Annotated in this window: 23 protein-coding genes and 1 pseudogene; 17 read left to right on the plus strand and 7 right to left on the minus strand. The window is 65.3% G+C overall.

The features are described from left to right. Positions 1 to 32: 32 nt before the first annotated feature. Positions 33 to 359 carry a putative quinol monooxygenase gene (locus ACLJQ7_RS00940; RefSeq protein WP_410646168.1) on the plus strand — a complete coding sequence of 109 codons (327 nt, stop codon included), beginning with the start codon at positions 33 to 35 and terminating at the stop codon, positions 357 to 359. On the opposite strand, the gene ACLJQ7_RS00945 is transcribed toward ACLJQ7_RS00940, so the two are convergent. Continuing rightward, positions 343 to 1,206: an alpha/beta fold hydrolase gene (locus tag ACLJQ7_RS00945; protein ID WP_410646169.1), complete on the minus strand. Its 864-nt coding sequence runs from the start codon at positions 1,204 to 1,206 to the stop codon at positions 343 to 345. The two genes, ACLJQ7_RS00940 and ACLJQ7_RS00945, sit on opposite strands and share 17 nt — an antisense overlap. Positions 1,207 to 1,326: 120 nt before the next feature. On the opposite strand from ACLJQ7_RS00945, the gene ACLJQ7_RS00950 reads away from it, so the two are divergent. Further along, a complete protein-coding gene (locus tag ACLJQ7_RS00950; protein WP_410646170.1) occupies positions 1,327 to 2,244 on the plus strand; it encodes an AurF N-oxygenase family protein in 918 nt (305 codons plus the stop codon). 1 nt (position 2,245) lies between these two features. Next, a complete protein-coding gene (locus tag ACLJQ7_RS00955; RefSeq protein ID WP_410646171.1) occupies positions 2,246 to 3,751 on the plus strand; it encodes an FAD-dependent oxidoreductase in 1,506 nt (501 codons plus the stop codon). Between the two features lie 49 nt (positions 3,752 to 3,800). Here the strand turns inward: ACLJQ7_RS00955 and ACLJQ7_RS00960 are convergent, their stop codons facing one another. Continuing rightward, positions 3,801 to 4,262: an SDR family NAD(P)-dependent oxidoreductase gene (locus ACLJQ7_RS00960; RefSeq protein ID WP_410646172.1), complete on the minus strand. Its 462-nt coding sequence runs from the start codon at positions 4,260 to 4,262 to the stop codon at positions 3,801 to 3,803. Between the two features lie 44 nt (positions 4,263 to 4,306). On the opposite strand from ACLJQ7_RS00960, the pseudogene ACLJQ7_RS00965 reads away from it, so the two are divergent. Next, a pseudogene (locus tag ACLJQ7_RS00965) lies at positions 4,307 to 4,528 on the plus strand (amidase); the annotation flags it as partial. 888 nt (positions 4,529 to 5,416) lie between these two features. Here ACLJQ7_RS00965 and ACLJQ7_RS00970 read toward each other — a convergent pair. Then, the gene (locus tag ACLJQ7_RS00970; protein WP_410646173.1) at positions 5,417 to 5,644 is read right to left on the minus strand and encodes a helix-turn-helix domain-containing protein; all 228 of its coding nucleotides are present in this window, start codon (positions 5,642 to 5,644) and stop codon (positions 5,417 to 5,419) included. A 2,659-nt stretch (positions 5,645 to 8,303) separates the two neighbouring features. Here ACLJQ7_RS00970 and ACLJQ7_RS00975 point away from each other — a divergent pair. Further along, the gene (locus ACLJQ7_RS00975; protein ID WP_410646174.1) at positions 8,304 to 8,846 is read left to right on the plus strand and encodes a helix-turn-helix domain-containing protein; all 543 of its coding nucleotides are present in this window, start codon (positions 8,304 to 8,306) and stop codon (positions 8,844 to 8,846) included. A 751-nt stretch (positions 8,847 to 9,597) separates the two neighbouring features. On the opposite strand, the gene ACLJQ7_RS00980 is transcribed toward ACLJQ7_RS00975, so the two are convergent. Beyond that, positions 9,598 to 10,416: a GntR family transcriptional regulator gene (locus ACLJQ7_RS00980; protein WP_410646175.1), complete on the minus strand. Its 819-nt coding sequence runs from the start codon at positions 10,414 to 10,416 to the stop codon at positions 9,598 to 9,600. A gap of 355 nt (positions 10,417 to 10,771) precedes the next feature. Between ACLJQ7_RS00980 and ACLJQ7_RS00985 the strand changes: the two genes are divergently transcribed. The 8 genes from ACLJQ7_RS00985 (at position 10,772) to ACLJQ7_RS01020 (ending at position 18,454) form a co-directional block, all read left to right on the plus strand. After that, the gene (locus ACLJQ7_RS00985) at positions 10,772 to 11,140 is read left to right on the plus strand and encodes a hypothetical protein (protein ID WP_410646177.1); all 369 of its coding nucleotides are present in this window, start codon (positions 10,772 to 10,774) and stop codon (positions 11,138 to 11,140) included. Continuing rightward, positions 11,140 to 11,640, plus strand: a complete 501-nt coding sequence (locus tag ACLJQ7_RS00990; protein ID WP_410646178.1) for a hypothetical protein — start codon at positions 11,140 to 11,142, stop codon at positions 11,638 to 11,640. Before ACLJQ7_RS00985 ends, ACLJQ7_RS00990 begins: the two co-directional genes overlap by 1 nt. Further along, complete coding sequence (locus ACLJQ7_RS00995) at positions 11,637 to 13,238, plus strand: DUF2637 domain-containing protein (protein ID WP_410646179.1); 1,602 nt, start codon at positions 11,637 to 11,639, stop codon at positions 13,236 to 13,238. The genes ACLJQ7_RS00990 and ACLJQ7_RS00995 overlap by 4 nt, the downstream gene beginning before the upstream one ends. A gap of 234 nt (positions 13,239 to 13,472) precedes the next feature. Beyond that, positions 13,473 to 15,635: a hypothetical protein gene (locus tag ACLJQ7_RS01000; RefSeq protein ID WP_410646180.1), complete on the plus strand. Its 2,163-nt coding sequence runs from the start codon at positions 13,473 to 13,475 to the stop codon at positions 15,633 to 15,635. A 142-nt stretch (positions 15,636 to 15,777) separates the two neighbouring features. Beyond that, entirely contained in the window at positions 15,778 to 16,038 is a 261-nt protein-coding gene (locus ACLJQ7_RS01005; protein ID WP_410646181.1) for a hypothetical protein, read from the plus strand. 1,101 nt (positions 16,039 to 17,139) lie between these two features. Continuing rightward, positions 17,140 to 17,340 carry a hypothetical protein gene (locus tag ACLJQ7_RS01010; RefSeq protein WP_410646182.1) on the plus strand — a complete coding sequence of 67 codons (201 nt, stop codon included), beginning with the start codon at positions 17,140 to 17,142 and terminating at the stop codon, positions 17,338 to 17,340. A gap of 65 nt (positions 17,341 to 17,405) precedes the next feature. Next, positions 17,406 to 17,720 (plus strand): hypothetical protein, encoded by a 315-nt coding sequence (locus ACLJQ7_RS01015; protein WP_410646183.1) that lies wholly within the window; start codon positions 17,406 to 17,408, stop codon positions 17,718 to 17,720. 410 nt (positions 17,721 to 18,130) lie between these two features. After that, positions 18,131 to 18,454 (plus strand): DUF732 domain-containing protein, encoded by a 324-nt coding sequence (locus ACLJQ7_RS01020; RefSeq protein ID WP_410646184.1) that lies wholly within the window; start codon positions 18,131 to 18,133, stop codon positions 18,452 to 18,454. Between the two features lie 356 nt (positions 18,455 to 18,810). Here ACLJQ7_RS01020 and ACLJQ7_RS01025 read toward each other — a convergent pair whose 3' ends face one another. The 3 genes from ACLJQ7_RS01025 to ACLJQ7_RS01035 all read right to left on the minus strand — a co-directional run bounded on the left by ACLJQ7_RS01025 (position 18,811) and on the right by ACLJQ7_RS01035 (position 20,125). Beyond that, positions 18,811 to 19,344 carry an endonuclease domain-containing protein gene (locus ACLJQ7_RS01025; protein WP_410646185.1) on the minus strand — a complete coding sequence of 178 codons (534 nt, stop codon included), beginning with the start codon at positions 19,342 to 19,344 and terminating at the stop codon, positions 18,811 to 18,813. A 68-nt stretch (positions 19,345 to 19,412) separates the two neighbouring features. Beyond that, positions 19,413 to 19,613 (minus strand): hypothetical protein, encoded by a 201-nt coding sequence (locus ACLJQ7_RS01030; RefSeq protein ID WP_410646186.1) that lies wholly within the window; start codon positions 19,611 to 19,613, stop codon positions 19,413 to 19,415. Between the two features lie 5 nt (positions 19,614 to 19,618). Then, positions 19,619 to 20,125, minus strand: a complete 507-nt coding sequence (locus ACLJQ7_RS01035; protein ID WP_410646187.1) for a helix-turn-helix domain-containing protein — start codon at positions 20,123 to 20,125, stop codon at positions 19,619 to 19,621. A 360-nt stretch (positions 20,126 to 20,485) separates the two neighbouring features. Here ACLJQ7_RS01035 and ACLJQ7_RS01040 point away from each other — a divergent pair, with 360 nt between their 5' ends. The 4 genes from ACLJQ7_RS01040 to ACLJQ7_RS01055 all read left to right on the plus strand — a co-directional run bounded on the left by ACLJQ7_RS01040 (position 20,486) and on the right by ACLJQ7_RS01055 (position 24,563). After that, positions 20,486 to 21,082 carry a hypothetical protein gene (locus tag ACLJQ7_RS01040; RefSeq protein ID WP_410646188.1) on the plus strand — a complete coding sequence of 199 codons (597 nt, stop codon included), beginning with the start codon at positions 20,486 to 20,488 and terminating at the stop codon, positions 21,080 to 21,082. A 60-nt stretch (positions 21,083 to 21,142) separates the two neighbouring features. Then, positions 21,143 to 22,261 carry a hypothetical protein gene (locus ACLJQ7_RS01045; protein WP_410646189.1) on the plus strand — a complete coding sequence of 373 codons (1,119 nt, stop codon included), beginning with the start codon at positions 21,143 to 21,145 and terminating at the stop codon, positions 22,259 to 22,261. A 7-nt stretch (positions 22,262 to 22,268) separates the two neighbouring features. Continuing rightward, positions 22,269 to 23,000, plus strand: a complete 732-nt coding sequence (locus tag ACLJQ7_RS01050; protein ID WP_410646190.1) for a hypothetical protein — start codon at positions 22,269 to 22,271, stop codon at positions 22,998 to 23,000. A gap of 1,140 nt (positions 23,001 to 24,140) precedes the next feature. Continuing rightward, positions 24,141 to 24,563: a LuxR C-terminal-related transcriptional regulator gene (locus ACLJQ7_RS01055; RefSeq protein WP_410646191.1), complete on the plus strand. Its 423-nt coding sequence runs from the start codon at positions 24,141 to 24,143 to the stop codon at positions 24,561 to 24,563. The last annotated feature ends 110 nt before the right edge of the window (positions 24,564 to 24,673 follow it).

Here is a 24,673-nt window from a genome sequence, read left to right on the forward strand (position 1 = left end):
GCGTGAAGGCCCGCTTTTGCGATACTCGGGCCATGATCTTCATCGTCCTCAAAGCACAGATCCGTCCCGAGAAGCGCACCGAATGGCTGGCCGGTATCGAGCGCTACACGCAGCAGGTGCGCGGCGAACCCGGGAACGTCTCGTTCGACTACTACCAGAACGCCGGTGACGAGAACGAGTTCGTCCTGGTCGAGGTCTTCGCCGACAGCGCCGCGGGCGACGCGCACGTCGCCACGCAGCACGCTCAGGAGTTCTTCCCGTTCATGGCGACCGTCGTCGCGGAGAAACCGCGGATCAACTACCAGAACCTCGACGGCGACGCCTGGTCGGAGATGGCCGAGGTCACGCCGGTCGACTAGCGGTGTCCGTGGCGGCGCGGTCGATGATGGCGGCCAGTGTCGCCGCGGCTTCTTCGGGGACCCAGTGGCTGACGCCGGTCAGGATTTCGAGGCGGTAGGCGGCGTCGACGTACTGGCCGGCGAGTTCGGCACTTCGCCGGGACAGCGCGGTGTCGCCGTCGCTCCAGACGTGCGTGGTCGGCACGGTGACCCGGGCGCGGAGGGCGGCCGGGTGCTGGAAGAGTATCGCGCGGTACCAGTTCAGCCCGCCGGTGAGGGCTCCGCTATGGACGATGTCCCGGCGGACCTGGTCGATCTGGGCGGGTGTCATCCCGGTGCCAGTCAGCGTGCGGCCGAATACGCGTGGCCGGCGCCGGAGAACGAATTCCGGCAGCCAGGGGAGCTGGAACAGGAACATGTAGTACGACCGGATGAGCTGGTCGCTGGTGAGCATCGCGCGGAGGAACGCTCCGGGATGCGGGACCGACACGGTGGTCAGCGACCTGACCTGGTCCGGCCGTCGTGCCGCCGTCGACCAGGCGGCGACGGCGCCCCAGTCGTGTCCGGCCAGGTGCACCGGCCCGGCTCCGATGGTGTCGATGAGCGCGACGGTGTCGGCCACGAGACGGCTCGACCGGTAGGCGAAGCGGCCTCGTGGACGCGCGCGGGGGGAGTAGCCGCGCTGGTCGGGCACGATCGTGCGGTATCCCCGCTGGTGGAGCAGGGCGGCGGTCTCCGTCCAAGATGCGCCGGTCTGCGGGAAGCCGTGCAGCAGGACGACGACCGGGCCGTCGAGCGGGCCGGTGTCGCGTACTTCGAAGATGAGTCCGTCATGGTCGAAGGTGCCGATGCGGCGGGGTGCGGTCATGGGCGGATCTCCCGTTCTCCGGCGGTCTGGCGGGCCACTGGGCTATATGTTACCTTGAGTAACAGTGAATCGCGGTAACAGGTAGCCGCGCACTCTGTCGACGTCGTCAGGGAGGTCCGTATGACCAGCACCGATGTGCCACGCACCGCGGCAACGGCCGGGGCAGGCCGCCACGAGACCGCGCGGCGGCTCCTCGATTCGTCCGCGATGCTGTCCTACGACCCCGCCACCGAGGTGGACTGGGAGACGCCGTTGGACAAGGACTACCACGGCGCCAGCCCGGAGTGGAGCACTCTCTACGGCACGAGCTACTGGGCCGAGATGAGCACGGAGCAGCAGAAGGAGCTCACGCGCCAGGAAGCCGCTTCGGTCGCGAGCACCGGCATCTGGTTCGAGATGATCCTGCAGCAGATGGTGCTCCGCGATTTCTACGCCAAGGACCCGACCGACCCGGCCTTCCAGTGGGCACTCACCGAGATCGCCGACGAATGCCGTCACTCGATCATGTTCGCCCGCGGCGCGGAGAAGCTCGGCGCGCCCCCGTACCGTCCGCGCAAGCTCGCCGTCGAACTCGGCCGGATCTTCAAGGCGACGGCGACCGGCGAAGCGGCGTACGCGGCCATTCTCGTCGCCGAAGAGGTCCTCGACGTGATGCAGCGCGACTGGATGCGTGACGAGCGCGTGGTCCCATTCGTGCGCACCATCAACAACATCCACGTGGTCGAAGAGTCCCGGCACATGAAGTTCGCCCGTGAGGAGACGCGGGAGCAGCTGGAGGGCGCGGGTTTCGTGCGCCGCCGGATCAACGCGCTGGTCATCGCGATCGCGTCGTACTTCATCGTCAGCAGCATGGTCAACCGCGACGTCTACAAGAACGCGGGGCTCGACACCAAGCGCGCCTTGCGCGAGGCGAAGGCCAACGAGCACCACAAGGCGATGATGCGGTCGAGCTGTGCGGGCCTGATGGAGTTCCTCGGCTCGTGCGGTCTGCTCACCCGCCCCGCGCTGGTGTTCTACAAGCGGGCGAACCTGATCTGACATGGCCTTCGCGATCACCCAGACCTGCTGCAACGACGCCACCTGTGTGTCGGTCTGCCCGGTCAACTGCATCCACCCGACGCCGGACGAGCCCGACTTCGGGACCACCGAGATGCTCTACGTCGATCCGGCCTCCTGCATCGACTGCGGAGCCTGCGCGGACGCCTGCCCGGTCGACGCGATCTTCCCGGCGGATCTGCTGACCGGATCGCTGAAGGTCTACGCGGACATCAACGCGGACTTCTACGCCGGCCGTGAGACCGTCTCCTCGGCGGATCCGGCGCCGAACTTCCACCGGTGGGCCCCGCCGACGTTCGACCGGGCCATCCCGAGCGATTTCGCGCCGCCCGACATCGCCGTCGTCGGCACCGGCCCGGCCGGTATGTACGCCGTGGAGGACCTGCTCCTCCACACCAACGCGCGGGTCACCCTGATCGACCGGCTGCCGGTCGCGGGCGGGCTCGTCCGCTACGGCGTCGCTCCGGACCACCCCGCCACGAAGCGGATCGGCGAGACGTTCTCGCGCCTCCACGAGCATCCGCGGCTGCGGATGCGCCTGGGCACCGAGGTCGGCCGCGACGTGTCCGCGGCCGAACTGGCCGAGCGCCACGACGCGGTCGTCTACGCGGTCGGTGCCTCGTCCGCGCGTGACCTCGGCCTGGACGGCGAGGAACTGCCCGGCAGCATCGCGGCGACCACCGTCGTCGCCTGGTACAACGGCCATCCGGACGTGCCCGCGGACGCGGTGGACCTGTCCGCGGAACGGGTCGTGCTGGTCGGCACCGGCAACGTCGCGCTCGACGTCGCCCGGATCCTGACCGCCGACCCCGACGACCTCGCCGGGACCACGATCGCCCCGCACGCACTGGAACGCTTGCGCAGCAGCAAGATCCGGGAGGTCGTGCTGCTCGCCCGGCGCGGTCCGGAGGACGCGGCCTACACCTCGCCTGAGCTGCTCGCGCTGGCGGGGCGCGCCGGTGTTCCGCTCGTCGTCGACGACGCGGACCCGCGCACCACGGCCGCGATCGACGCCGGCGTCGGCAAAGCGGCGCTGTTGCGCGAACTCGGCCGCGAGACCGTCGACTGGACGGCGCCGCTGGGTTCGGACGCACGCCGGATCGTCCTCCGCTTCCACTCCGCGCCCACCGGGATCATCGGCGACACCCAGGTGCGGGGCCTTCGCGTCACGGGCCGGGACGAGCCGGTCGAAATCGCGGCGGGTCAGGTGGTCCGCGCTGTCGGCTATCGGGGTGTGCCGGTGCCGGGTCTTCCGTTCGACGACACGTGCGGCACGATCCCGAACACCGCCGGCCGCGTCGAGGGGCTCAGCGGCGCCTACGTGGTCGGCTGGATCAAACGCGGTCCCTCGGGCGGAATCGGCGCGAACCGCACTTGTGCGCGGGAGACCGTGGCGACGCTGCTGGAAGACATTACGTCCGGCAGGTTGCCGGTGCGGGAGCGACGGTCGCCGGTGGCCGCGCTGGCCGCACGGTTCCGCCGTCGCTGACGCCCTGGCGGTTTCGCGAAGTGGGTTGCGAAAGCCACTTTCCCAACCTTCAAGGTTGCGAAAGTGGCTTTCGCAACGCGCGCTGGACGGGTCGACCTTGGCGTGAGGTCTGGTGGCTTCGCGACGCGAGCACTAAAGACTGAGTTACGAGGCGGCCACCCGGCGGTTCAACATCACCGGCACGGCGCGATGCCCGTTGGAGATGAACGAGTCGAGGTGCCGCATGGCGTCGGGAGAGGTCGCTCCAGCAACGGCCGGGCTCGACGCTGCCGAAGTCACCGAGCACCGACGCGGGCAGCTGCTCGATGTCGGGACGGTTGGCGACGTCGACGCGATAGCTCTCGGCGTGCGCCCCGCTCCGGTCCAGTTCGGTCGCGAGGCGTTTCGCGGCCGCTTCGTCGAGGTCGGCGATCGCCACTCGATGGCCACCGCTGTGCAGGCGCCGCGGGATCTGCTCGCCCAGCCCGGTCGCCCCGCCGGTGACCACAGCGACCGGCGCGCTGCCGCTCACAGCAGGAATCCCGCGGCGAGTACCCGAAAACGGTCGGCGGGTCCGAAGTGGAGGACTACCTGCACTGGATGCGGGCGGCCTACCTGATCTCCGCCACGGAATGCCCGGCGACCGCCGTCCCGGCGGGCTTCACCGGCGAAGGGCTGCCGGTCGGGATCCAGGTGGTCACGGCACGTAACGCCGACCTGCGCGCGCTCAGAATCGCGCACGCGCTGGAGAAGGCGAACGGGCACACCGCTCGCAGGCCGTCGATCCCGTCGACGTGACCGGCGTCATGGTGGTGCCAGCACTACCACGAGTCTTCCCTCACGCGGGATCGATCCGGGCCCTCTCCGCCCGTAGGTTTCATCGGGAGAGATCACCACCGGTTAAGGGGAAATGATGAATTTCCCCACCCCGGGGCGTAAGGAAGCATAGCGGAGCGGTTTGGCTGGTGTAGCAGGCAGCCGAGCAAGCGGGCGGAGCATGGCGGAGTCGGTCAGAGTAGGGCGGAGCGCCGCAAAAGCATGGGTAAGTGATGGATCATCTCAACTGGACAACGGCCTAGCCAAACGCTCTTGGGCGGGACACCGTACTGCTCGAAGACCTCTCCGACCTGCTATGAGCCGGTGCGCTGCTGGTTCTCGTGGCGTTCGAGAACAAGAAAGGCTTGACATCGAGCATGTAGGGGGCTCGATCGGCGGCGCGGGCAGCGGTCGCTCTGTGCTGCCCCGCTTGGCGGGTACAAGAGCGGCGTCGTCTGCGCTATAGACTCTAGCCACCAAGGCCTGGGCGCTGGTCACGCGCCGTCGTGACGCAGGAATTGGCCGACTCTTGGCCGAGTTCATCTGCACTGGAACGGTGACCTCGAAGAGCTGGCATCGGTGTGAGCTTCTCGTCTATGCGAAGGAATCCCGCTCACCTTCACGGGGCCTCGCTTGGCGAGAACGGTCGCGGACCCAGACACCGTCGAACACTCCAGCGCCCAACGGCTACGGACAGCTCACGCGGTCGGTTAGTACTTCAACAGTGGGATCGCCGAGGATCTGCAAGCGTGCGATTTGCTAAGGCTGGATGCGTGGGCACCGCCGTCCGGTTCCTCGACCCGATGTGTGCGGCCAGCGACGGTCTCGTCAAGGTAGCCATCAGGCGTGCGAGCGTTGCGGCGGGACGGTTCAGACTTCTGCCACCGACGGCTTGTCGCTTCCGGTAAGCAGCTCGTTGACGTGGGCGCCACTGATCTTCCAGCGGTTGCCAACGCGACGTGATCCAAGAACACCATTACGACACATTGCGTGCACGGTCCATTTCGACTTGCCGATGATCTCGCCGACTTCGCGAGGTGAGAGCCATGCAGTCGGCGCGATACCCGTTTCGATGGCACTCGGAGACCTGTCGGTCATACTCCGACACCTCCGGAAATGTCCTTGTATTCGCGGCCCACTCTGGACCGCCCTGGGTTGCCGTGGACTGTAAGACCGGTCGGCCGCCAGAGAGCTATGGAGGTCATAGGCTTCCCTTGTCTTCGCGGATAGTACGGCGCTGGCGTGTCATTTCGCGGGCACAGGCATGGGCGTGTTGTTGTGGACTGCTCGATGCCGGGCGAGCCTTAGGTGCAGATTCGCCCGCAGTGGTCGTGGGCGCTGCCTGTGCGGCGATAGGAGACGATCGCCGTGAAACGCGACCGGCAACGCACCATGACGATGTAACTACCAGGCAACTCTACCTGGTCAAGGATAGTACGTCTTCCGCACTAGTCAACTGTGAGGCAACTTTTGGTTGACATGGAGCGTGTCGGAGAGTTGTATGGGATCTGGGCCGGTGCAGGGCGTCGAGATATAGGACCTGACCGGTTCACCGTCCGATCTCATGCAAGCTGGTTGAATGCCCGCACACTGGTCGGCGGATACGGCGGCGGACGTGAAGCTCAGATCAAGGTTCCTGCCTGCCATGGAGGTTTGAGTCATCCATCTCGTCGACTACGTGGGGCAGACGTGAGCACAGATGATCCTGTACGGGTAGGTGGGAGGGCGTCATTGGGTCATGACATTTGTAGACCCAGCAGATTCGACAAGGTTGCGTTCCTTGGCCCATACATCCTGATCGCGCACGACAACACAGCTGTCGGTACCGCCACTTCGCTTGAGGACGCACACGGGTCTGTGGCGCGCAACGCTACCGTGACTACATTCGCAGGCACTCTCCGTAAATCGCTGCTCGCAGTTGATATCGACCCGACCGACACTGCAGCCGAACCCGAAGCTGGCGAAGCGCTCGCCGGGCAACTCGAGTCGTGGTGCGAGCGCCTAGGCCTGTCATGGATGAGGCGAGCATCGGGTCGGCCGGGTCACCAACATCTAGTAGTTCACGTACCAGACAATCTCCGAAACGACTTCAGAGGCGTCGTTCGATCGCTCGCTGACCACCACTCGGTTTCGGCAACGGTCAGAACAACACTCCGTCCACTCTGTGCACCGCACCGATCTGGTGTGCCGGCGAGCGCCGTCTCAGGAAATTTGACGACGACCGGCCTGGACGAGCTTGAGCTTGCACTGGGAACCGAGCCGGTCATCGTCGACAAGGCATGTGTCGGCGGACGCCGAACCATCAGACGCCGTGCAGCCCGTGAACATGCTCAGAGCCGATCTGAGATGGAGTTTGGGGAAACACTCGCACGGATCCGCGCACGGTGGACCTTCAGTCAAGCTTGGGACGCTGCTTGTCAGCCGGGAACCAAGGCGGCGGAGATCGGCCTGGCTGCTTGGCGCCGCTGGGTTTGGGCACCTGCGGTGACCATCGTTGACGCTGAACGACACGTCGACGTTTCGGTTGCCTGGAAAAACTTTCGTACTGCTTCGCCTCAACAAGCCGCACATTTGGGCTACGCCGACTGGGTGCGCTCACGTTGGCAGCCAGCGGTGGAGGAAGCACGACGTTCCAGGCCGCGGCGTACACGAACTGGGCAGGGGCAGGCTCGCGGCACGCTGGTCGGCGGGCAGGTCACGCTTGCCCTTTTCGGAGAGTCGCGCGTGGAGACGACGGCGGATCGGCTTGCCGCGGTAGCTTATGCTGCCGCGTCGCTCACCGGGCGCTTGCTCGGTGGCGTTCGGGTGAAGACGTTGTGCATCGCTCTTCGAGTTCTAGCGCGGGCGATCGTGGCCCGCGAGGGATCTATGTCGGTTCGTGAGTGGTCCGAACAGGCAGGACTCGATCCGAAGACAGTTCGGCGAGCGCGTGACGCCGCGAAGGCTCTTGGTCTCATACAGCAAGTGCACCGCTATGGCGGTCAGGCCGAGGACTGCGATGCTTGGCTCCCGACGCCTGCGTTGAAGGTCGATCTCGATTGGGCCGCCGCGCAGGCCCATTCCCCCACTGGGCGGTACGCCCCCTACCGCGGCGTGCGCGGTGACGCCAGCCGTGACCGCTTACGCAAGCAGCACGCCGCCGAGCGGTCGAGGTGGCGAGCTCACCTTGAGGCCAGGAAGCGATACCTCCGCCTGCTCTCCAGTTCAACCGGAAGGAGAGCGCATGTAGTTCTGCTGCAGCAACGGTGGTGGTGGTCGCTGTCTGCTGCGGATCGCGCCGCTCGGCGCGTGACCAGGCGGGAGAGGCTGAAGAAACTGCCCGTCGACGTTCGTCATCGATGGTTCGCTTGGCTCGCGGTAAGGCGCGAGGTGGTGGCTGGAGCAATCCGGATAGTCTCCGGTGGTGCGACGTTCGAGGACTGGCGGCGACTACGCGATGCCCCGTCGACTGTGTTCGCCGGCGTTGGGTACTTCAAGGCCTCAAACGGCCCCCTGCCGCAGTCTGGCTGAAGGCCCGCTCAACTGGTACCGATCGGCAGCCGAGCTTTTCCTGAGGTTCACGGTCTTCAGCGGTGCCGACGGAAGGACGCGCCGTCAGCAAGAGGGCCGCGCCCGTGTCCTTAACACCTCGCGAGTGTTCGGCGACCTGTGGCCGCACGCAGGAGCGTCGGAGGTGAAGTTGCATGACAGTTGACTAGGCGGTGCTAGCCTGTTCAACGCAGTTCTTTGGCCGCCTCAGCCACTAGTGGAGTGCGACGTGCAGCCAGACCTTGAAACGTCTGACCCCTTCGTGGAGGGCCTCGACATGCTCTTCGAGCACGTCAGGCATCCCACCGAACTAGGACGTGACGGCCGCCATCGTAAGTGGAAAGCTACGGAACTCGCAGCAGCGCTGGGGGTTAGCGACGCCTATGTCTCAAAACTCCGCAAAGGCCGTACCAACCCGCCGTTGGCTCTGATCCAAGGTATCGCGGCATTCTTCGAGGTCTCCGGAGCTGTGCTGGTTGATGATGATCCTCAACTGCGTGAATACGTCAGCGCTCAATTAGACCTGTACTCGGCCCTCATCGAACAGGATCTGCCGCTAGCCGAAGCGAAGCAGCTTCTTCGTGCGCCGAGTGCAGAGCCGCCCGCCGTGATAGCTCGGCTACTTGATACACGTCAACGATACCGCGGAAGCTCTGACACTTCAGACATCGCGCCAGCGGCACGCGAGTGGTCACCTTCGAGCGTCGGACCGGTCTTTCGTGAACCGTTGACCAAGGGCGACAACTTGCCCGTTCGCGCCGATACGACCTAACGGCGTCCGGTCAGTGCGCAGAGGAAAACCTCGAGGCCAGGCGCCGGAGCATGGCTGCTGTCAAGTGCGGCATCAACGCGTGCAGCTTAGCGACGACGTCATCGTCCGAGTCAGGTGTGGCGCTTGCGGTTGCGGAGCTCTTCAGTGCGCGGCTCATCCTGGCGTTGTACTCGCTCAACGCCTCAATCCAGCCGGTTCCTCCCTCAAAATGCGGACTTGACGCCTTCCGTGACCCGTACGATGTCACGCTCGAGCCTCCCCTGGCATTGACCGATGCGATCTCAAACTGGACAACCCTCATGGGCCATGGCCGGTATCGGCAGCATCCGCTGCCAAGCTATCCGAACTCCAGGCTGAACCGCGACCGCATCGCTTGGAGTGGGAGCGTTAGCACAAAGTTGCTGCCACGAAACGTGACTGCGGTGCCACCCCCCGCGCGAGCAACCTTAAGCGGTCACAAGCGATGAATCTCGCGGGTGAGGATGGCCCTACCTGCAATTAAGCGTTCAAGCACGCGTTAAGACGCCCTGGTGGAGCCGATGCTAGACGTGCCGACATGTGCCCTTTCGTAGGTGTGTTGTCCTGCTTGCCTGCGTACCTCAGCGGCTCGTTTGGCCGGCTTGCTGAGGCCGATTCCTTCGACAGCTGGTCCTTCGAGCCCGGGACAGCACTTCATTTCGTCACAGCTGGTAGGCCGTCGAGGTGCCTTCACAGTGGGCAGGTGGCAGCTCGCCGAATCTCGTACCTCGGGTTACGGTGCAGCGTGTGGTGGCCAGGCAGCGGACTCGCCACGGGGGAGCGGAGTCGGGCCAAGCCGGAAGCGGTCGCCGCTGACACTGCGGGTCGTCACCTCGACTGGTCGGCCGTCGCGCAGCCTGGTGATGGTGTGCACGTGGAGGACAGGGGATCCGGCCCGCACGTTCAGACGATGAGCCTCCACCCGATCTGCGCGTTCCGCGCCGACAAGATCGGTCCACGTGAGCGGGCCGCCGAAAGACTCCTCGATCCGATCGAGCACGCTGCCAGGTGCGGTGGTGGGCTCGGCCAGAGTCGGGAGTTGCGCGACGATCCAATTGGGGAGAGTGCTCGTGACGATCTGTATCGGATCGGGTGTCGCCCGGCCACCTGAGCGATCGATCGGCCATCCGAGGACATGTGCCCTGGTCAGCACCTCGTCACCGAGTTTGAGGTCGAGCAGGTCCGCGATGGTTGCGCGCACTGGCACTGTGATGAGCTCGAGTTCCCCCAGTTGTTTCCAGGGGGCTGACTCGAAGAGGTATCCGGACACGTCGCGCGAGACCATTGGCGACCTGGGCAGATTCTCGCGTCGCTGATCGACCACGACTGTGCCCGATCGTTTGCCGACGCGTACCAGGCCCTCCTCCTGGAGGTCGTTGTAGACGTTCGTGATCAGCCATCGGGTGGTGTCCCATGTCGTCGCCAGTTCCGCGGCTGGAGGCAACGTAGAACCAGGAGGATATTCGCCGAGCTCGATAGCCCGTCGCAGCTCGTCGGCAATCGAGCGCCGAAGGTCACTTCCCATCTCGACAGCTCCTTCGGTGCCCGCCATGGACGTGACTCTCCGAACACGACTTGTGCAGCATATTGACCACTGCGGCTGAGTTGAGACAGTATATGCTGCACATAGACGTTGACAATCACTCCCGTTGACGTTCAAGCACCTCTGGCCTGGGGGCGCAACCCCAGGCCAGAGGCATAGGAGACCGACACACGATGAGGAGGACGGTCCCCGTGTTTGACATGTTCTCAGTAGGCATGAACCTCGCGCACCGCGAGGTTCCCCTAAAGGCAGACCGGTGCCGATCAGGGATGCTTCCGATGGGGCGGACAAGTCTGTCCGGCTGCGTTGTCGATGCTTGCGCATCGCAGCCGTTTGACCAGCTTCACGCTGGTGGTGAGACCAAGTGACGGCCACCGGTGTTCGTGAAGCGCTGGCGGTTCTGCCTTCCTGGCGATGGTCTGGCTTCTATGTCATCGCCTACCTGGCAACCAGCCTGCTGCACCTCGCAGCGAAGGCGAGCGGCCCGATGACCGGAGCCGTGATCGGCTACGTGGTCGCCGGCCCTGCAGGCGCCATGGTCGGTCTTCTGATCGGCCAAGCGACGCACGCAGGCCCCGTATTCACCCACATCGCGAGTCTCCTGGACGACGGCGCCGATCGCCTCGGACACGCAGCGAACAGGATCACCGCATCCATCGCGGACGAGATCGCCCGAAAGCACGACGAGTCGGCCAAGCGCGCGGCCGATCGCTACGCGGGAGTGTGCATCTGATGCGCATCCAGCAAACTGATCGCGTCGATACAGGTTCATCACCGATCGTCGATCCTGACGACAACACCACCGATCGCAATGAACAACCCGAGACCAGCGGGGGCTCGCAGCCGATCGGCTACCGATCGAATCTCCTGATTGAGCCGATCGTCGATCGGTTCAGGATCCCAGTGCCCGCCTTCCGCGCCGGCGACGATCACATGACCGTCTGGCCACGCCCCGCCGTTCAGATCGACGACGCCGACGCGCTCAAAGCTGTCCGGCTCGACCTGCATGCCTGGCATGTCACCTATGCGGTCGAGGAAGATCCCGTCGGGGTAACGCTCCCAGTCGTGTGCCGAAAGCAGGACGCAGCCATACAGTTGGCGGCCGCGTTCGCGCAGCACCGTAGCCAGGGCTACGCGTCTCCCGGTGAACCGGAAGAACTCGTGAAGTGGTGTACGTGGTGGGCATCGGAGAACCCCGCCGTTGAGCTCTTGCACAAACGGACAGACGAGTGAAATGGACCAAAACGGCGACACGCCGCGCCACCGGCATCGACCAGTCGACAACCTCGGCCGCGTCCGTCGAAAGCAGTGTCGACGCGGAGATCCGCGCCGCAGACGCAGACCTGCAGCGCGCGATCGCAGCCAAGAACGCCGACCTCGAGCTGAAGGAGAAGGAACGTCTCTCACGTGAACTCGCCCGCGACCGCCGGGTTCGGCGTGAGCAGAGAGCCGCTCGCCTCCGGAGGGCGACCCGGAAGCGGCGGAAGGCCCTCAAACGGCGTGCTCGGCGGGAACTGCGAGCGTCTCTTCGGCAGCGGTTCGAGCAGGCTCTCGCCGGTCGGCTGATCTTGCTTCTCGTAGCGATGGCCGCCGCGACCGCCTGGTACAGCCAGTACCGGTACCTGCACGAGGTCTTGAACCTGGCGCACCCGTTTCCTGCGGCCGGTGCGACCGCTCTCGAACTGCTGGGTCTCGGGATGTTCAGTATCGCTAGAAGCGCGCGCCGCTACCGCGACCGCGCAGTCCGGGCCCGGCTGGTCGGATGGGCAGTGATCACCTTCTCCGCGTTCAGCAACTGGGTGCACAACGGCGTGCTGCTCGCCGCGCTCTCCGTGGCCGGGCCGGTCGCGTGGGAGATCCACGAATGGTGGCAGCAGCGCGTCGTACTGCACGACGAGGGGAAGCTGCCTGTGCGCCCGGTCCGGCCGCGGTTCCCGATCGATCAGGTCGTGCTGTTCCCGCTATGGACCTATAGCGCGTACCGGATCGCGGTCCGGGATCGGATCGAGGACGTCGGCCAGGCCCTGGCGATCGCCGCTCGGGAACGTGCGGCGCAGCGATGGTTGAACCGATCGACGATGCGATCGTGGGCGAAGTCGGTCCGGGAGTCGATCGATCAGCATGAGGCGTCGATCGAACGCAGAAGCGATCGGCCGATCCACCTGCCGTTGGCGGCACGGTCGGAGCCAGGTGGTGGTACCTCGATCGAGTTCGTTCCGATCGATACTGGTCGGATCACGCGTGATCGGGTGCAGCGGCTGGACCTCGCCTTCAATGATCGAGAAGTGCTGAACACGGACGGGAAGGTGAGGTGGCTCCACTGGCGATTCCCGCGAAGCGGTCGGCTGCGAAAACCGCGGACGAGGTCAGTGATCGTGCGGGAGAACGACGCGAGCGATCGTCACCCCGTGAAGGGCGCCTCGCCGGGACTCGCGACCGATCGGCCGGTGAGTCAGCGCAAGCCAGATCACGCGCATCAGGACCAACTGCACGTCGAAGGTGTCGACGAGACGATCGGACACGTCGAACGTCGGCGTGACGGCGATGATCCGTACGGGGAGCCGATCGAGCGCAATAGCGGAGCGCAGCATCAGCGTCACGATCGAGAACCGCGCACCGCATCGTCGTTCCGCACTTTGGATCAACTACGCGTCGAAGCACACGATCTGGTCGAGAGCAAAGGATGGGCTCCTGCCGAGGTAAAGGCCATCTGGCTCCAGAAAGGACTTCGATGCAGCCCGAAACGTGCGCGGATCCTGCGAGACGAGATTAACGCGTCATCCGATCGAACTCAGGGCGCGGGCAGCGAGCGACGACCTGCCGCTCAATGAGCCGATCAACCGCCTTGAATCAACCCGACACGGACTCGATCGCCGGAGATGGGCGCGGCGGCTCTGAGGTTCCGGAGCCAAGCACAACCAGCGCGGCACGGTGTGGCAGGACCTGACCTACCGACTGCCGGCAGCACTGACCGCGATCAGTGGCGGCCAGGTCCTGCCACGCCGTGTCCTCGGTGGCCGTACTCCGCTAGGCCACCCAGACCCGCCACGCCGAACCGAGGCACGATGAACGACAGCGCAAATCAGTCCACAGCAGCACAACGCGACACAGCCCGGCGGGCGATCGTTCCCGCCGGTGGCGACGGTGCCTACGTGGAGCAAACCCCGGATCACTCTCCGGACCTACAAGCGTCCACGAACGACAAGACCATCTCGCACCCTCCTGCGGACGGCGGGAATGAGGACGACTCCCCGATCGGCATCAAGGCCCCCGACGCTGCGCCGCCCAAGCCCGGCCCGTTCGACCGCGTTCGGCGTCGAGTTGCCACCACGCTGCGTACCAGGCGGGCGCAGCCAGGAGCGGAGGTCGTGCAGCAAGGAGAACGCCGCGCTCGCCGGCGCCGCCTCGCACGTTCAGCGGCACGCCTGGCCGCAGCGACCTCATGGTGGACATTAAGAGGCATCGGCATCACCGTGCGTGGACTCTGGCGAGCGCTGTGGCAACCGGAAACCGTCGATCACATCAACGCCATGGTCGACGCCAACGTGCCGGACAAAGCCCATCAGGCCCGGATGAAGTTGCGGCGGGATCGCCGCAACGCGGTCGCCTTCAGTCTCATCATCGCCGCCGCGGCATACTTCGCTGTCAAATACTGGGGGTCTGAGCTGTGGCTCGCGACCCCGTCATGGGCGCTTGCCACCATCATGGTGGTTACCGTGCCGCTGCTGGCCCTAGTCGGCCGGCCCCCGCGCCAGGAGACCGCAGACGCAGAGGCACAGCACGAAATGCCTCGTGGGCTCGCGCTCAGCGACTCAGCTCGGGGAGTGGCCCGCACACTCAGCGACGCGTTCGTCAACAGCAAGATTCGCGCTGAGGTCAGCGAGGGAGGTGTCCGCGCCGAGCCCGGAGGTTGGGGATGGACGGTCACGTTGCAACTTCTCGACGGCATCACCGAGCCGAAACTCGAAGCGCTCGAACGGCATCTCAACACTCCCGCAGGCGGACTGGTCTTCTCACGCGTTCCGCAAGCCGCCCGGGTCATGGTGCTACGCATCGTCATGAAGGACCTCCTCACCGAACCCATCGACGCGCCTGAACGCACGTTCGGCTCGGTACGTGACCAGGTAGCGATCGCCACACGCTTCGACGGTGGTCGACTCATCCTCGAGCTGTTCGCACGACACGTCCTGATCATCGGGCGCACCGGCTCAGGTAAGTCCGGTGTACTTCATGACTTCCTTGACGCCTTGACCGCAGACCAAGACGTCGACATCGTCGGGATCGATCTCAGCGATGGTCCGGACCTGAAGTCCTGGAAGGCCTCGATGCGCGACCACGCGTTCGGGCCGAACATCGACAAAGCGGAGAAGATTCTGGCCGCAGCGGTCAGGCTGGTCCGGCACAACACCGCCAACCTCGGCTCCCGGAACTTTGACCCCGCAGTCGACGGCCCCGGTCACGTTGTCGTCATCGACGAATACGGGATGGTCGCAGCGATCGACACCCTCAGAGTCCTCGTCGAGTTCATCGTGACCTACGGGGCAAAAGCAGGAGTGTGGGTCGTCCTGGCCAACCAACGCGCTGTCAATGACATGATGGGCACCTCCCGCCTCGCGAGTCAGGTCCACATCAAGGTCTTCCTCGGCATGTCCGCCGAAGACGCACAGGGCCTGCCCAAACACCTCCGCGAGCTCGGCGTCCGACCGCACCTCTTCCGGCAAGCAACGCAAACCTCTCCCCATGACGCCGGTAAAGCGTTCGTCGTCGACGTCGAAACCATCCCGATCCTCGTGCGCTTCTACCGCCTCGGCCGCCTGGCAGCCGTACGGCGCGCCAGCGAACGGGCTCCGTACCGCCCACACCTCACGGCTGCGCGCACCGAGATCCTCGATGCGGACGACCATGACGAGACGCCTGCGCTTCTACTGGCAGTCCGCTCGGCCATCCTCGCGATCTCCAGCTCGGAGGGACGCCGCCCGGAACGGGCATCCGGAGAGGAACTACTTCCGCGCCTTCGGCAAAGAGGATTCGCCGTCGACAAGAAGAACCTGCTTGGCGAGCTCCGCAGTGCCTCCCGCGGCCTGATCGACCGAAGCCGAGATACAAACCTTGCCCCTGGTAAGAACCCCAAGGGCTTCTACCTGGAAGATCTGGACCAGGCAATCGCCGCGATCGAGCAAGAAGCAACCCGCGCGCCGACCGACAACCCCGGCCCTGCAGGAGGGTGATGACCGAAGGCGAGACACCAAAGCCTGGACAGCCAATCTCTCAGTGTTCCGCAGCACCAAGAGGTACTGGTCAAGGTATGCGTAGCATCACGACGGCTGCCCGGGCACGGGACAGTGACCATCCAGCGGAGGATCGACACCCATGAGCGAACAAAATCCGGAGACCATCCCGTCGGGATGGGACCTGCGAGTCAACCGGACGCACGCGGGAAAACCCAGCGAATGGGTGATAGGGGCCGAACACGACGGGATCGGCTATGCCGCTGAGGCGACAATAGCTGCAACCTCGGCAGAACCCGGACCTGACATTGCAAACTGGGCAGCTGAAACTCTGGGCGTCGTCGAGGTTGTCTTCGTCAAAACCAGTGACCCTGAGGTGTGGTTGATCGAGATCGTGTACTGACGCCACATCAGTGCTGACATCAGACGAACTGCGGGTGGAGACCCCAAGCTCAAGCGGGATCCGATCCCAGCGTCGCTACGGGTGATGCCGACGGGGCAGCTGCCGATGCGTCAGCTCACGCAGCCGGGCTCGGCAACCGTGCGTTGCGTTGACCGGGTCGTGAAGTGGAGCTCCCGGCAGAACTGGGCTTCACCAGTCCTAGGAGACGACGCCTCGGTCATCGCGGTCCGATACGCGTTCCACGGATTCGTTGCACCCTGACGACGTAGGGCTCCCCAGCGGCTCCGCGGCACAGCGTTGCTGACCGGGAATCCACGCTCGCTCCGGCGCGGCGTCGACTGCTCCAGCGAATCCAGCCGGCGACCGTGGACGCGGACGTTCCTCAGCGTCCCTACCTGTCCGGCACACGGGAACGCGCACGTATGAACTGCCGATCGTCTGAATTGCGGATGGACTGGACAGGCACCAACGCCGAGTCGCTCCTGCGATGCCGGTCGTGATACCGCCTTTAACCGGTGCGCCGAATCGGAGCGGTCATTCCCGCGGTCTTCACCGGTCCTTTCGCACCTGCACCGGCCAGGAGGAACCAATGCCCAAACCGAACACTCCGTTGCCCTACGGAGCCCGCTGCTACTACGAGGTCTCAGAAGAATCCGACGACCGCTATGGCGTGATTCGATTTTACCGATACCGGCGCGAGACCGGCGACTCTGCCGTTCCCGACACCTACCGGGTCACAATCGAGCACAAATTGCACGCGGACCGGTCCTCAGCGCACGCAGATGTACAGAACTCGAACCAAAAGTGGACGCGCCTCGTCAGCAAAGACGCGTCGAAATGGCACAGCACCACGTCCCCCACTGCGGCAATGGCACCGATGCCCATCCCGATCCCGGGTTCGTCACACTCCGACGGCTTGCGGACACCCTGGCTGCGGAAGCAATAGCCTGCGCGGCCGAGCGGCAACGTTCGTAGCACGGACGAGGATCCACACTTACTGCCCAAGGCTGTAAAGCCAGAGCAGCACCACCAGGCGTGCACAGTCGTGTCGCCAGATCCGGCCGCGGGCGCAGCGATATCGGCAACCCCGGGCGTCGCAAGATGGAACCAACCAACACCTCCGTCGGCTCCGAGGAGAAGTACACCGCCGAGCAGCGGCAGGACTACGCCAGTCGTGTCATCGACTGGGCCCGCCGGATGCGCGCCGACGAGATCACGGTGCAGCAGAACCCCGTCACCGAGTACCCGGTGGTCGGCAAGCCCGGCGAGCACCCCTATCGGATCGGCATCTGGTGGGACTGACCGCAGAAGCGCCCTGGACCCGGCGACCCCCGGGGCCGGGGCGCCGCCTCGCACTATGGCGCCTCGTGAACTTGTGCACCTCGTCGACCACCCGCCTCATCACGTCAGCCGGATGTGTCCGGCTGCCCGTCTCCGCCGAAAAGAGCGAAGCCGTGTTCACCCCGCCGGCCACCGAGTTGGCCAAGGACCACTTCGAACGGCAGATCAGCTTCGGAGGCTCGACCCACGCCCAGTTCTTCGACCCCACGCTCCACCAACTACTGCGGTCCGCTGCCGCGAACGCCCCCGCCAGCGGGGCATCAGTGCCAGTGCCCAGGCTGCTCCAGCGAGGGCTGGTACGCGTCCTCGCCGGCGTGCAGATTCTGGCGCGCCCTCTGTGACCGTTGTCGAGGCCACCGCAGTTATGTCGATCCCGCTTCCCGGACCCGCGTCGACTGCGGAGACTACAAGGACGCGTGGATCGCCGACCTCCGGTTCTTCCAGGACGCCTTGCGTAGCCCATCCGCCGTTGTTCGCCGTCTGCGCAGCGAGGCCGCGGCCGCGGCGCGACGGGGCACGTGACCTGATCACGACAGGCGCCGCCTGCGGCACCGGCCGCGTGGACGCCCGAAGGGCTGCAGAACCACCCAGGACAGGCAAGGCCGACTGCCGCTACGCGGTCGGCTGCGCCGAGCCTTGCAAGTCCTGGGTCGCTCCGCTGGACGTGTGCCCGTCCACGCACCGCCAACACCCCAGGAGGCACCAGGTGCCCTTTCGTTCACGAGCTCTCACTGTCGCGGCCGCAACCGCGGTGTCCAGCATCGTCCTGTCCGGCTGTTCGCTGCTGTCACCCAAGCCGGAGCCAGGTCCGGACCTGACCGTTCCCGACGTCCTGTACCTCACCGAGCTGCGCAACGCCGACGTCGAGCTGAGGACGCCCGCCCCGGCCGTCGACTACACGCGCCCCGGCAGGGCCGCCTGCGTGGCACTGGACAAGAGCAAGAGCGTGCCGTCTGCAGTGAGGCCGCTGGCCGGCAACTTCTACCCCGATGAGGCCAGCGTGATCATCGTGGCCGCAATCCACAACTACTGCCCGCAGCACCTTGGGCTGCTGGCTCTTCCCGGCCGCTCGTGACCGCCTGGCTGAACGGTGGTACCCGCGCTTCCGTCTCAGCGTGGCCTGCTTGAGGTTCCCGACCGGCGCCGTACATCGGCGCCGGTCGGGAACCCAGCCACTCGCGGATGCTTGCCGAGCAACAAGCCCGAACCCACCCACGGCGAAATTTGGGAGACCGGCACAGGAGTCGCGAGTCGCCACCGTGACGGCTCCGTTCCGGGCGTCGATTTGCGACAGCAGCGCGATCAGGCGACCCGCTGAGATCATCGGTTGTGTACCCGGCCGTGGCGTCGGGGGCACGAAGACGACCTTCGCACCGGTGCCCACATCGGCACGGGTGCATGCGATGGAGAGCACGCGCCGCCATCAGCCCTCTATGACTGTTGCCGAGCGCGCTTCTCAGCCTCTTCGACTTGGGCACGACGGGCCACGCCTTCTGGGGGAGTAGGCAACGGCGCCGGACGCCGGCGGCCACGGTTCGGGTAGCGGATAGCCAGCGCGTGAGCAGGCGGAGAAGCGAGGTAGTCGGCGAAGGCACACCCGGAAAGGTGCGGGCACCATTCGACGGAAACATTGCAAAACTCACAGAGCATTCCGCGGACAAGCCCGGAGTCGTGATCGTGATCAACATATTGCGCAGCGCGGCCGCAAATTGCGCAAGCCTCACCGAACACGGCGATGAGCCGGGTACGGATCCGTGATATCGGCGTATCGCCGCCCAGATATCGTGGCCACATCGTCGAAACCGGAAGTGGGCATCTCAGGTGCGGAGGCACTGAGCCAGCCAGCATCCGTTCGGTGCCGAGTTCAACGACCCAGGCCACGCGAAACTCGAATCTTTCAGCGTCCATCGGAATCGAGTTGCCAAATCGACGTACCCCGTCCATGACCCACCAGTGGCAGGTCATGGTGTGGCGGTAGCTTCGCTGCGATTTGCGGGCCTTCGTGTCAGCGCAACCAGGTTTTCCGTTTGTGACTAGGTGATAGCGGCCATCGTCTGCCAGGATCGCCGTAACATCCGGTAGCGCTCGATCGTAGAGTTGCACGGCTGATCGGCGCCGGCCTGAACAACTTGCTCGACCTGATCCGGATCGAAACCCCACTTGACCGCGTAGCGGCGCAGCAAATTATCGCGGCGTGTGGCAGGAAACTTATCCAGCAGAGAAGAATCCGTCATATTAGTCAGTCGCCAGACGGGAGCATGAACGGGGCAACCCTGCCACGAGAGGCGTTGCGCGTCTGCGCCTCCGAGAGTGTCGCCTGCATTTTGAGAGTGTGGCCATATCGGACATGCTTGGCGACGCTGCTAAATTCGGGGTCGAGTAACGCGGCCGGCCCGGGTGGGTGCAGGCCGCAGTGCACGCAGACAACCTCGACGGCTGCTGTCGGCACCTGAGTCACCTTTCCGCAGGTCGACCTCGCGTTCAATCGAAGCGTCCTGAGAGTGTTGCCGTCCGTCGCGCCGCTCAGTTCACGAATCTCGCACTCCAAGGCAGCGGCCAACGCAGCAATACGTGCCGGCTCGGGCGTCGCCTCGCCCTTCTCGTACCTGATGAGCTGACGACGAGATGTCCCTACACGGTTAGCAAGCTCGTCCAGCGACAGTCCCGGCCGGTCGCGGTCGGAACGGGGAAAGGTCGTACGGATGGACTTCATCGCCACACGATCGAAACTCGCCTGCCCTCGCATGAGAACAGTCTAAAGCACACGTGTCTTTTAGCGTGTAGTCACTGGTTGAGGCTGGATCGCGCCACGATCCGGGTCCCGGCTCTAGTGGAACGGCGGCGGGCGGCCACCTATCCGCAGGACGCCGGCGCGGCCAGGCGTAGGCGGCACGGGGGAGCGGAATGCCCAGGGCTGTCGGGCGAGGAGCCCGGAAGCCGAGCGAAGCAGACTCGGTAGTCGGCGGCAAAGGTGCCGGAGCAACCTGGGCCTACGTCCGTTCTTGCCGCCGGCCACCTGCGCCTGCCATCGCCAGGCTCCGGGGCTGCCCGCCCTGAACCGAGACACGCCAACCCTTCCCAAGCCCCAGTAGGAGACCCGCCCAAAATGTCCAGCACACCGGTCAGTAATAGCAGCCAGTTCCAGTCCATCCACGAGGTCGAGGTCGACGGATACCGCTATGTCCTGACGATCAGTGCCGATCCTGTCCGGACCGACACGGTCATCATCGACCTGCTCGGCGCTGGCGCCGATGCCGAGGTCACCGCCGAAGGCCACATAGTTGCCAGCCGGAGCGCGTTGGAACACCTGGGGCCGCTCCTGAGCGAAGCCTTTCCAAGCGGGCAGCGGTCGACGACTCGCAAACCACGCCGGCGTGGCTACGGCAAACCCACACGGTCCTACCACCCGTGGACCGATGAACTCCGGGCCGCGCTGCACGCCGCCTGGACCGCGGCCGACCCCACCGTTCCGGCGCTGCAGGTCGTGGAGGGCATAGCTACAGCTCTCGATGTCCCTGTCGAGCGCGTGAAGTCGCAGTTCGAAGGACCCGAGTCGACTAGGGATCCCTCCACGCTCATCTCGGTCATCGCGACCATCATGCAGCGCACCGACGGTGCGATCCTCAACCAGCTGCCCCGGCAGGCCCTCGATCCGGAACGCCCCGGTCCCCAGTCCGAGGACGCCCGTCAGGCCAGCGGATAGGTGTGTTCTGGTAGCGCGCCATCGTGGTGGGACGGCAATTTAGTCGATATCGTTTAAATCATGTGCACGCAGAGCTTCGTACCGCTACACGATCAGCGCGTCGCGTTGAAGGAACTGATGCGCGCGGAGCAACTCCGCATCAGCCAATGGAAAGCTCCAAGGAAAGCGGAGATCGCGAAGCTCAAGAGCCCGTCGGCGCGAACCAAGCTGCGAGCCCAGCTGAAGAAGGAGCTCGACGACGAGATCTCGGCTGGCCGCCTGATCATCACGCACGACGCGCTGATCGCTCCGGCCGTCGAGGCTGAGCTGGACGCGCTCGGCTGGGGCGGCCCGTACGAGCCGCTTCCGCTGCTCGCCCGGGGTGGTGGCCGGCGCTGGGGCTCCACCGCGGTGCATGGCGACCGCAGGCATCAGATCGCTGTGCGACTGGACGACAAACTGCACGACAGACTGCAACGGGCGTGCTACCACGAGCAGATCGACCTGGTGAATCAGCTCGAGGCGTTCTACGAAACCTATGGAGACTCGCCGGATCTGCCAGATGGTCGGCCAGGCGAAGAACCTGACGCGCTGGCCGCGCGCTACCGCGACGAGCTGCGCGCCGAGATTCTGACCGCCGGCGACGTCATGCGCGCTGCGCTAGATCGCGTCATCGGCGTCACTACGGCAACAATCGGCCTCGCTCATGAGCAGCACGACGCCCTGTGCGCCTTGTTGGTAGCCGAACGGGAACGGGCTCGCAGGTGGTGGCGTCAGCGGAAGGAGACGCTGAAGGCCATCAGGGACCCGGTCACCCGCAAGCGGGCTCTTGCGCGCTGCGAGCGGGACTATCACCAGGCGGTGGAGACAGGCGAACTGGTCGTCACCACCGAGGGGTTCATCTTGCCGGCCATCAACGCCGAGCTCGAAGCTCGAGGATGGACCAAGCCCTACGCGGCACTGCCACACAGACCCTCCCAGGTCGAAAGCCTGGAGTCGGTGCGACACACACCGACCTCGGCTGCTGGCCACAGAATCCGCATCCGAATCCCAGGCGCGTTTCGCCTTCACCTCGAGCGAGCCTGCTACTGGGAAAGGCTCGGCACCCACCAAGAGGCGACACTCACTGAACTTCTCCACGCTGCGGTCATCCGCGCGATCACCTCCACTGCGCAGCCTGGCCCTCACAGCAGCAAATGATCCACAGGTGGCATCAGCATCAGGCGTACCCTCAACTCAATCGATATCGATTGAATCAACGCCTGGCAGCGAGGAATCGACGGTCGGCGCGCTCCCCATCGGGAGCCTGATCGAGCGGCCCGAGGACGGTGCTCTCGTCCAGGTGGACGCGGTTACCTCATTCGAGGGCGAAGACGGAGAGCCCCGGGTCCTGCTCAATGGCGTGTTCGAGGGGACCGACGTGCCCTGGCAGGACGACTGCTCAGCGGACATGGTCGCCACCCTCGTCACCGACGAGACCCTGGCGTGGCTCGGCGCGCCCGAGAACATGGATGCTCTGCTCGGGCCTGCCCCGACACCGGCCGGGCATCGCGAGTGGGAGCCGGCCCTGGCAAGCGAACGCGCGTCGATCACTGGTCGGCTTGCCCGCTTCCACGGCAGCGTGCCCTTCGTCGACCCCAGCGCATACTCCAGCGCCGTCGTGGTCTGCGCGACGCACCCCGACATCCCGCCGCTGCTCAACGTCCTCGGCGAGCGAAGACCCACCCGCGGCGACGTCGCGTTGAATGACGTCGTCGACGCGTTGCGTCTGCTCACCCTCGACCGCGCCAACCCGGGCGAGCTCGATCCCGGAGCGCTGGACAGGCAGGAGACGCTGCTGGCACGCGAAGCCGTCGCCTGCGGCGGCACACCGGAATCCCTGGCAGCACGGCTGGGCGTGCCGGAGAGCGCGATGCGTGACGCGTTGGCCCGCTTCTGACCGGGCGGGCGCCGAACGTGCGCCGGCCTGCTCGACCTGTTCGATCAGATCACCCGATGCGCAGGTCTGCCGTCCTCGACTTGCTCCGCGTCTTCAGCCCCCGACGAGTGACCGTTCGTCCTGATCATCCGGCCGGGTGTCGAGGCCGCGTTCCACCGCGATGTCGACAGCGTGCTCGGAGACGCCAAACAGCCTGAGGTGGCGCAGGATCTGCCGGAGGATGAGGTCGATCCGCTGGGTGCGCCGCGAGATTGCGCGCAGAAGCAGCTCGTGTTCCCAGGCGGCGAGCCGCTGTTCCAGCGAGGTGATCCGCCCGGGCAGGCAGGGTTCGGGTCATGACGTCGACTAGATCCCTTGCTGCGGAACGAGTTCGCAGGCACTGAGACGAGAAGAAACGGCACGTCGTCCTCCATGGGCCAGCGAATTTTTCGTGCCCGGATTGCGGCGGCATCGCAGTCCACTGCGCATGTGGGGCCCGTCCGCTAAAGCTTGTATCTCGCCAGGACTTTCGCCGCATCTGAGGCTGCTTGTCCGGGAGTGAGCCGGTGCTCGCATCGGCAGGGGCCCAGGCACGCAAGCCTCTGTTCGGCATCGACTACGCGGCACACCCAACGCCTGCGTGCGGCGGCTTTCGACTGCTGGTTGGCCACGAAAGCCTGTGACTCCGCCTGCAGGACGTGGTAGCAGGCCGGGCACAGGTCGCGCGGGTCATCCAGATTGTCCCGGAACGCCCTGCTCCCTGCCTCCCAGGCGATCCACGTCGCAGTCGCCCACTCCGCCAGCGGAAGTCCCGTGTCGTCATCACGAGCAAGCTCCGGTGACTGAACGCTCCACAGACAGGCGCCCCAGCCGAGGACGATCGACTTACGCCTGAATGGCCACATCGAGCACTTCCTCTCCCCGGAGCGCTTGCGGGTTGCAGGGCCACAGTTTGCCACGCCTCACCCGCCCGGTTCCCCAGCACCTGTTGCCCTTCCGGTGCTCGTTCCTCTCGCCGCGTGCGGCGCTCTCAGCACAGCAGACCACCGGCTCGGGCGGGCTTTCCCGAGCACCGTCACGTTCAGCACATGGCCCGCCCGAACCGGCGGCCCGCTCCTGCCGACGCGTACACACACTGCCGACGAGGGAGCGCACACCGAGATGGCTCAGATCGTTATCTATCCTGCGGAGCGCAAAGTCCTTGAGAAGATCGCCGAGGGGTGCACCAACCAGAAGGCAGCCAATGAACTCGGGCTATCCAGGCACACCGTTGACAAACAGGTGAAAACCCTTCTGAAGAAGTTGGGCGCAAGTACCCGAGTGGAAGCAGTGAGCAAAGCCCTTGAACTCGGTTTACTCAAGGGTCCAAAGCCGGAGCCGGCAAAACTGACGGGAGCGGAAGCAGAGGTCCTATCTATGCTCGCCGAAGGACTTACGGAAAAGCGTGTCGGCTTCCTGACCAGCCGTACCGATAACACCATCAAAACCCTGACACGCCGAGCACCCGAGAAACTAAACGCGAGCAGCAACGCAGAAGCGATCGTGATCGCCACGCGCCTCGGACTACTCAACGACAGCAAGTAAGACCACGACGTGGGGTTTCTCCGGTGGCACTAGTGGTCGGGCCGCCCTCGCCGGGCGGTCCGACCACCACCCGCACGGAGAGCTACCGGACTGAAATGGTTTCCACAAGT

This window comes from Amycolatopsis sp. cmx-4-54, assembly GCF_046548895.1.
Lineage (GTDB): Bacteria > Actinomycetota > Actinomycetes > Mycobacteriales > Pseudonocardiaceae > Amycolatopsis.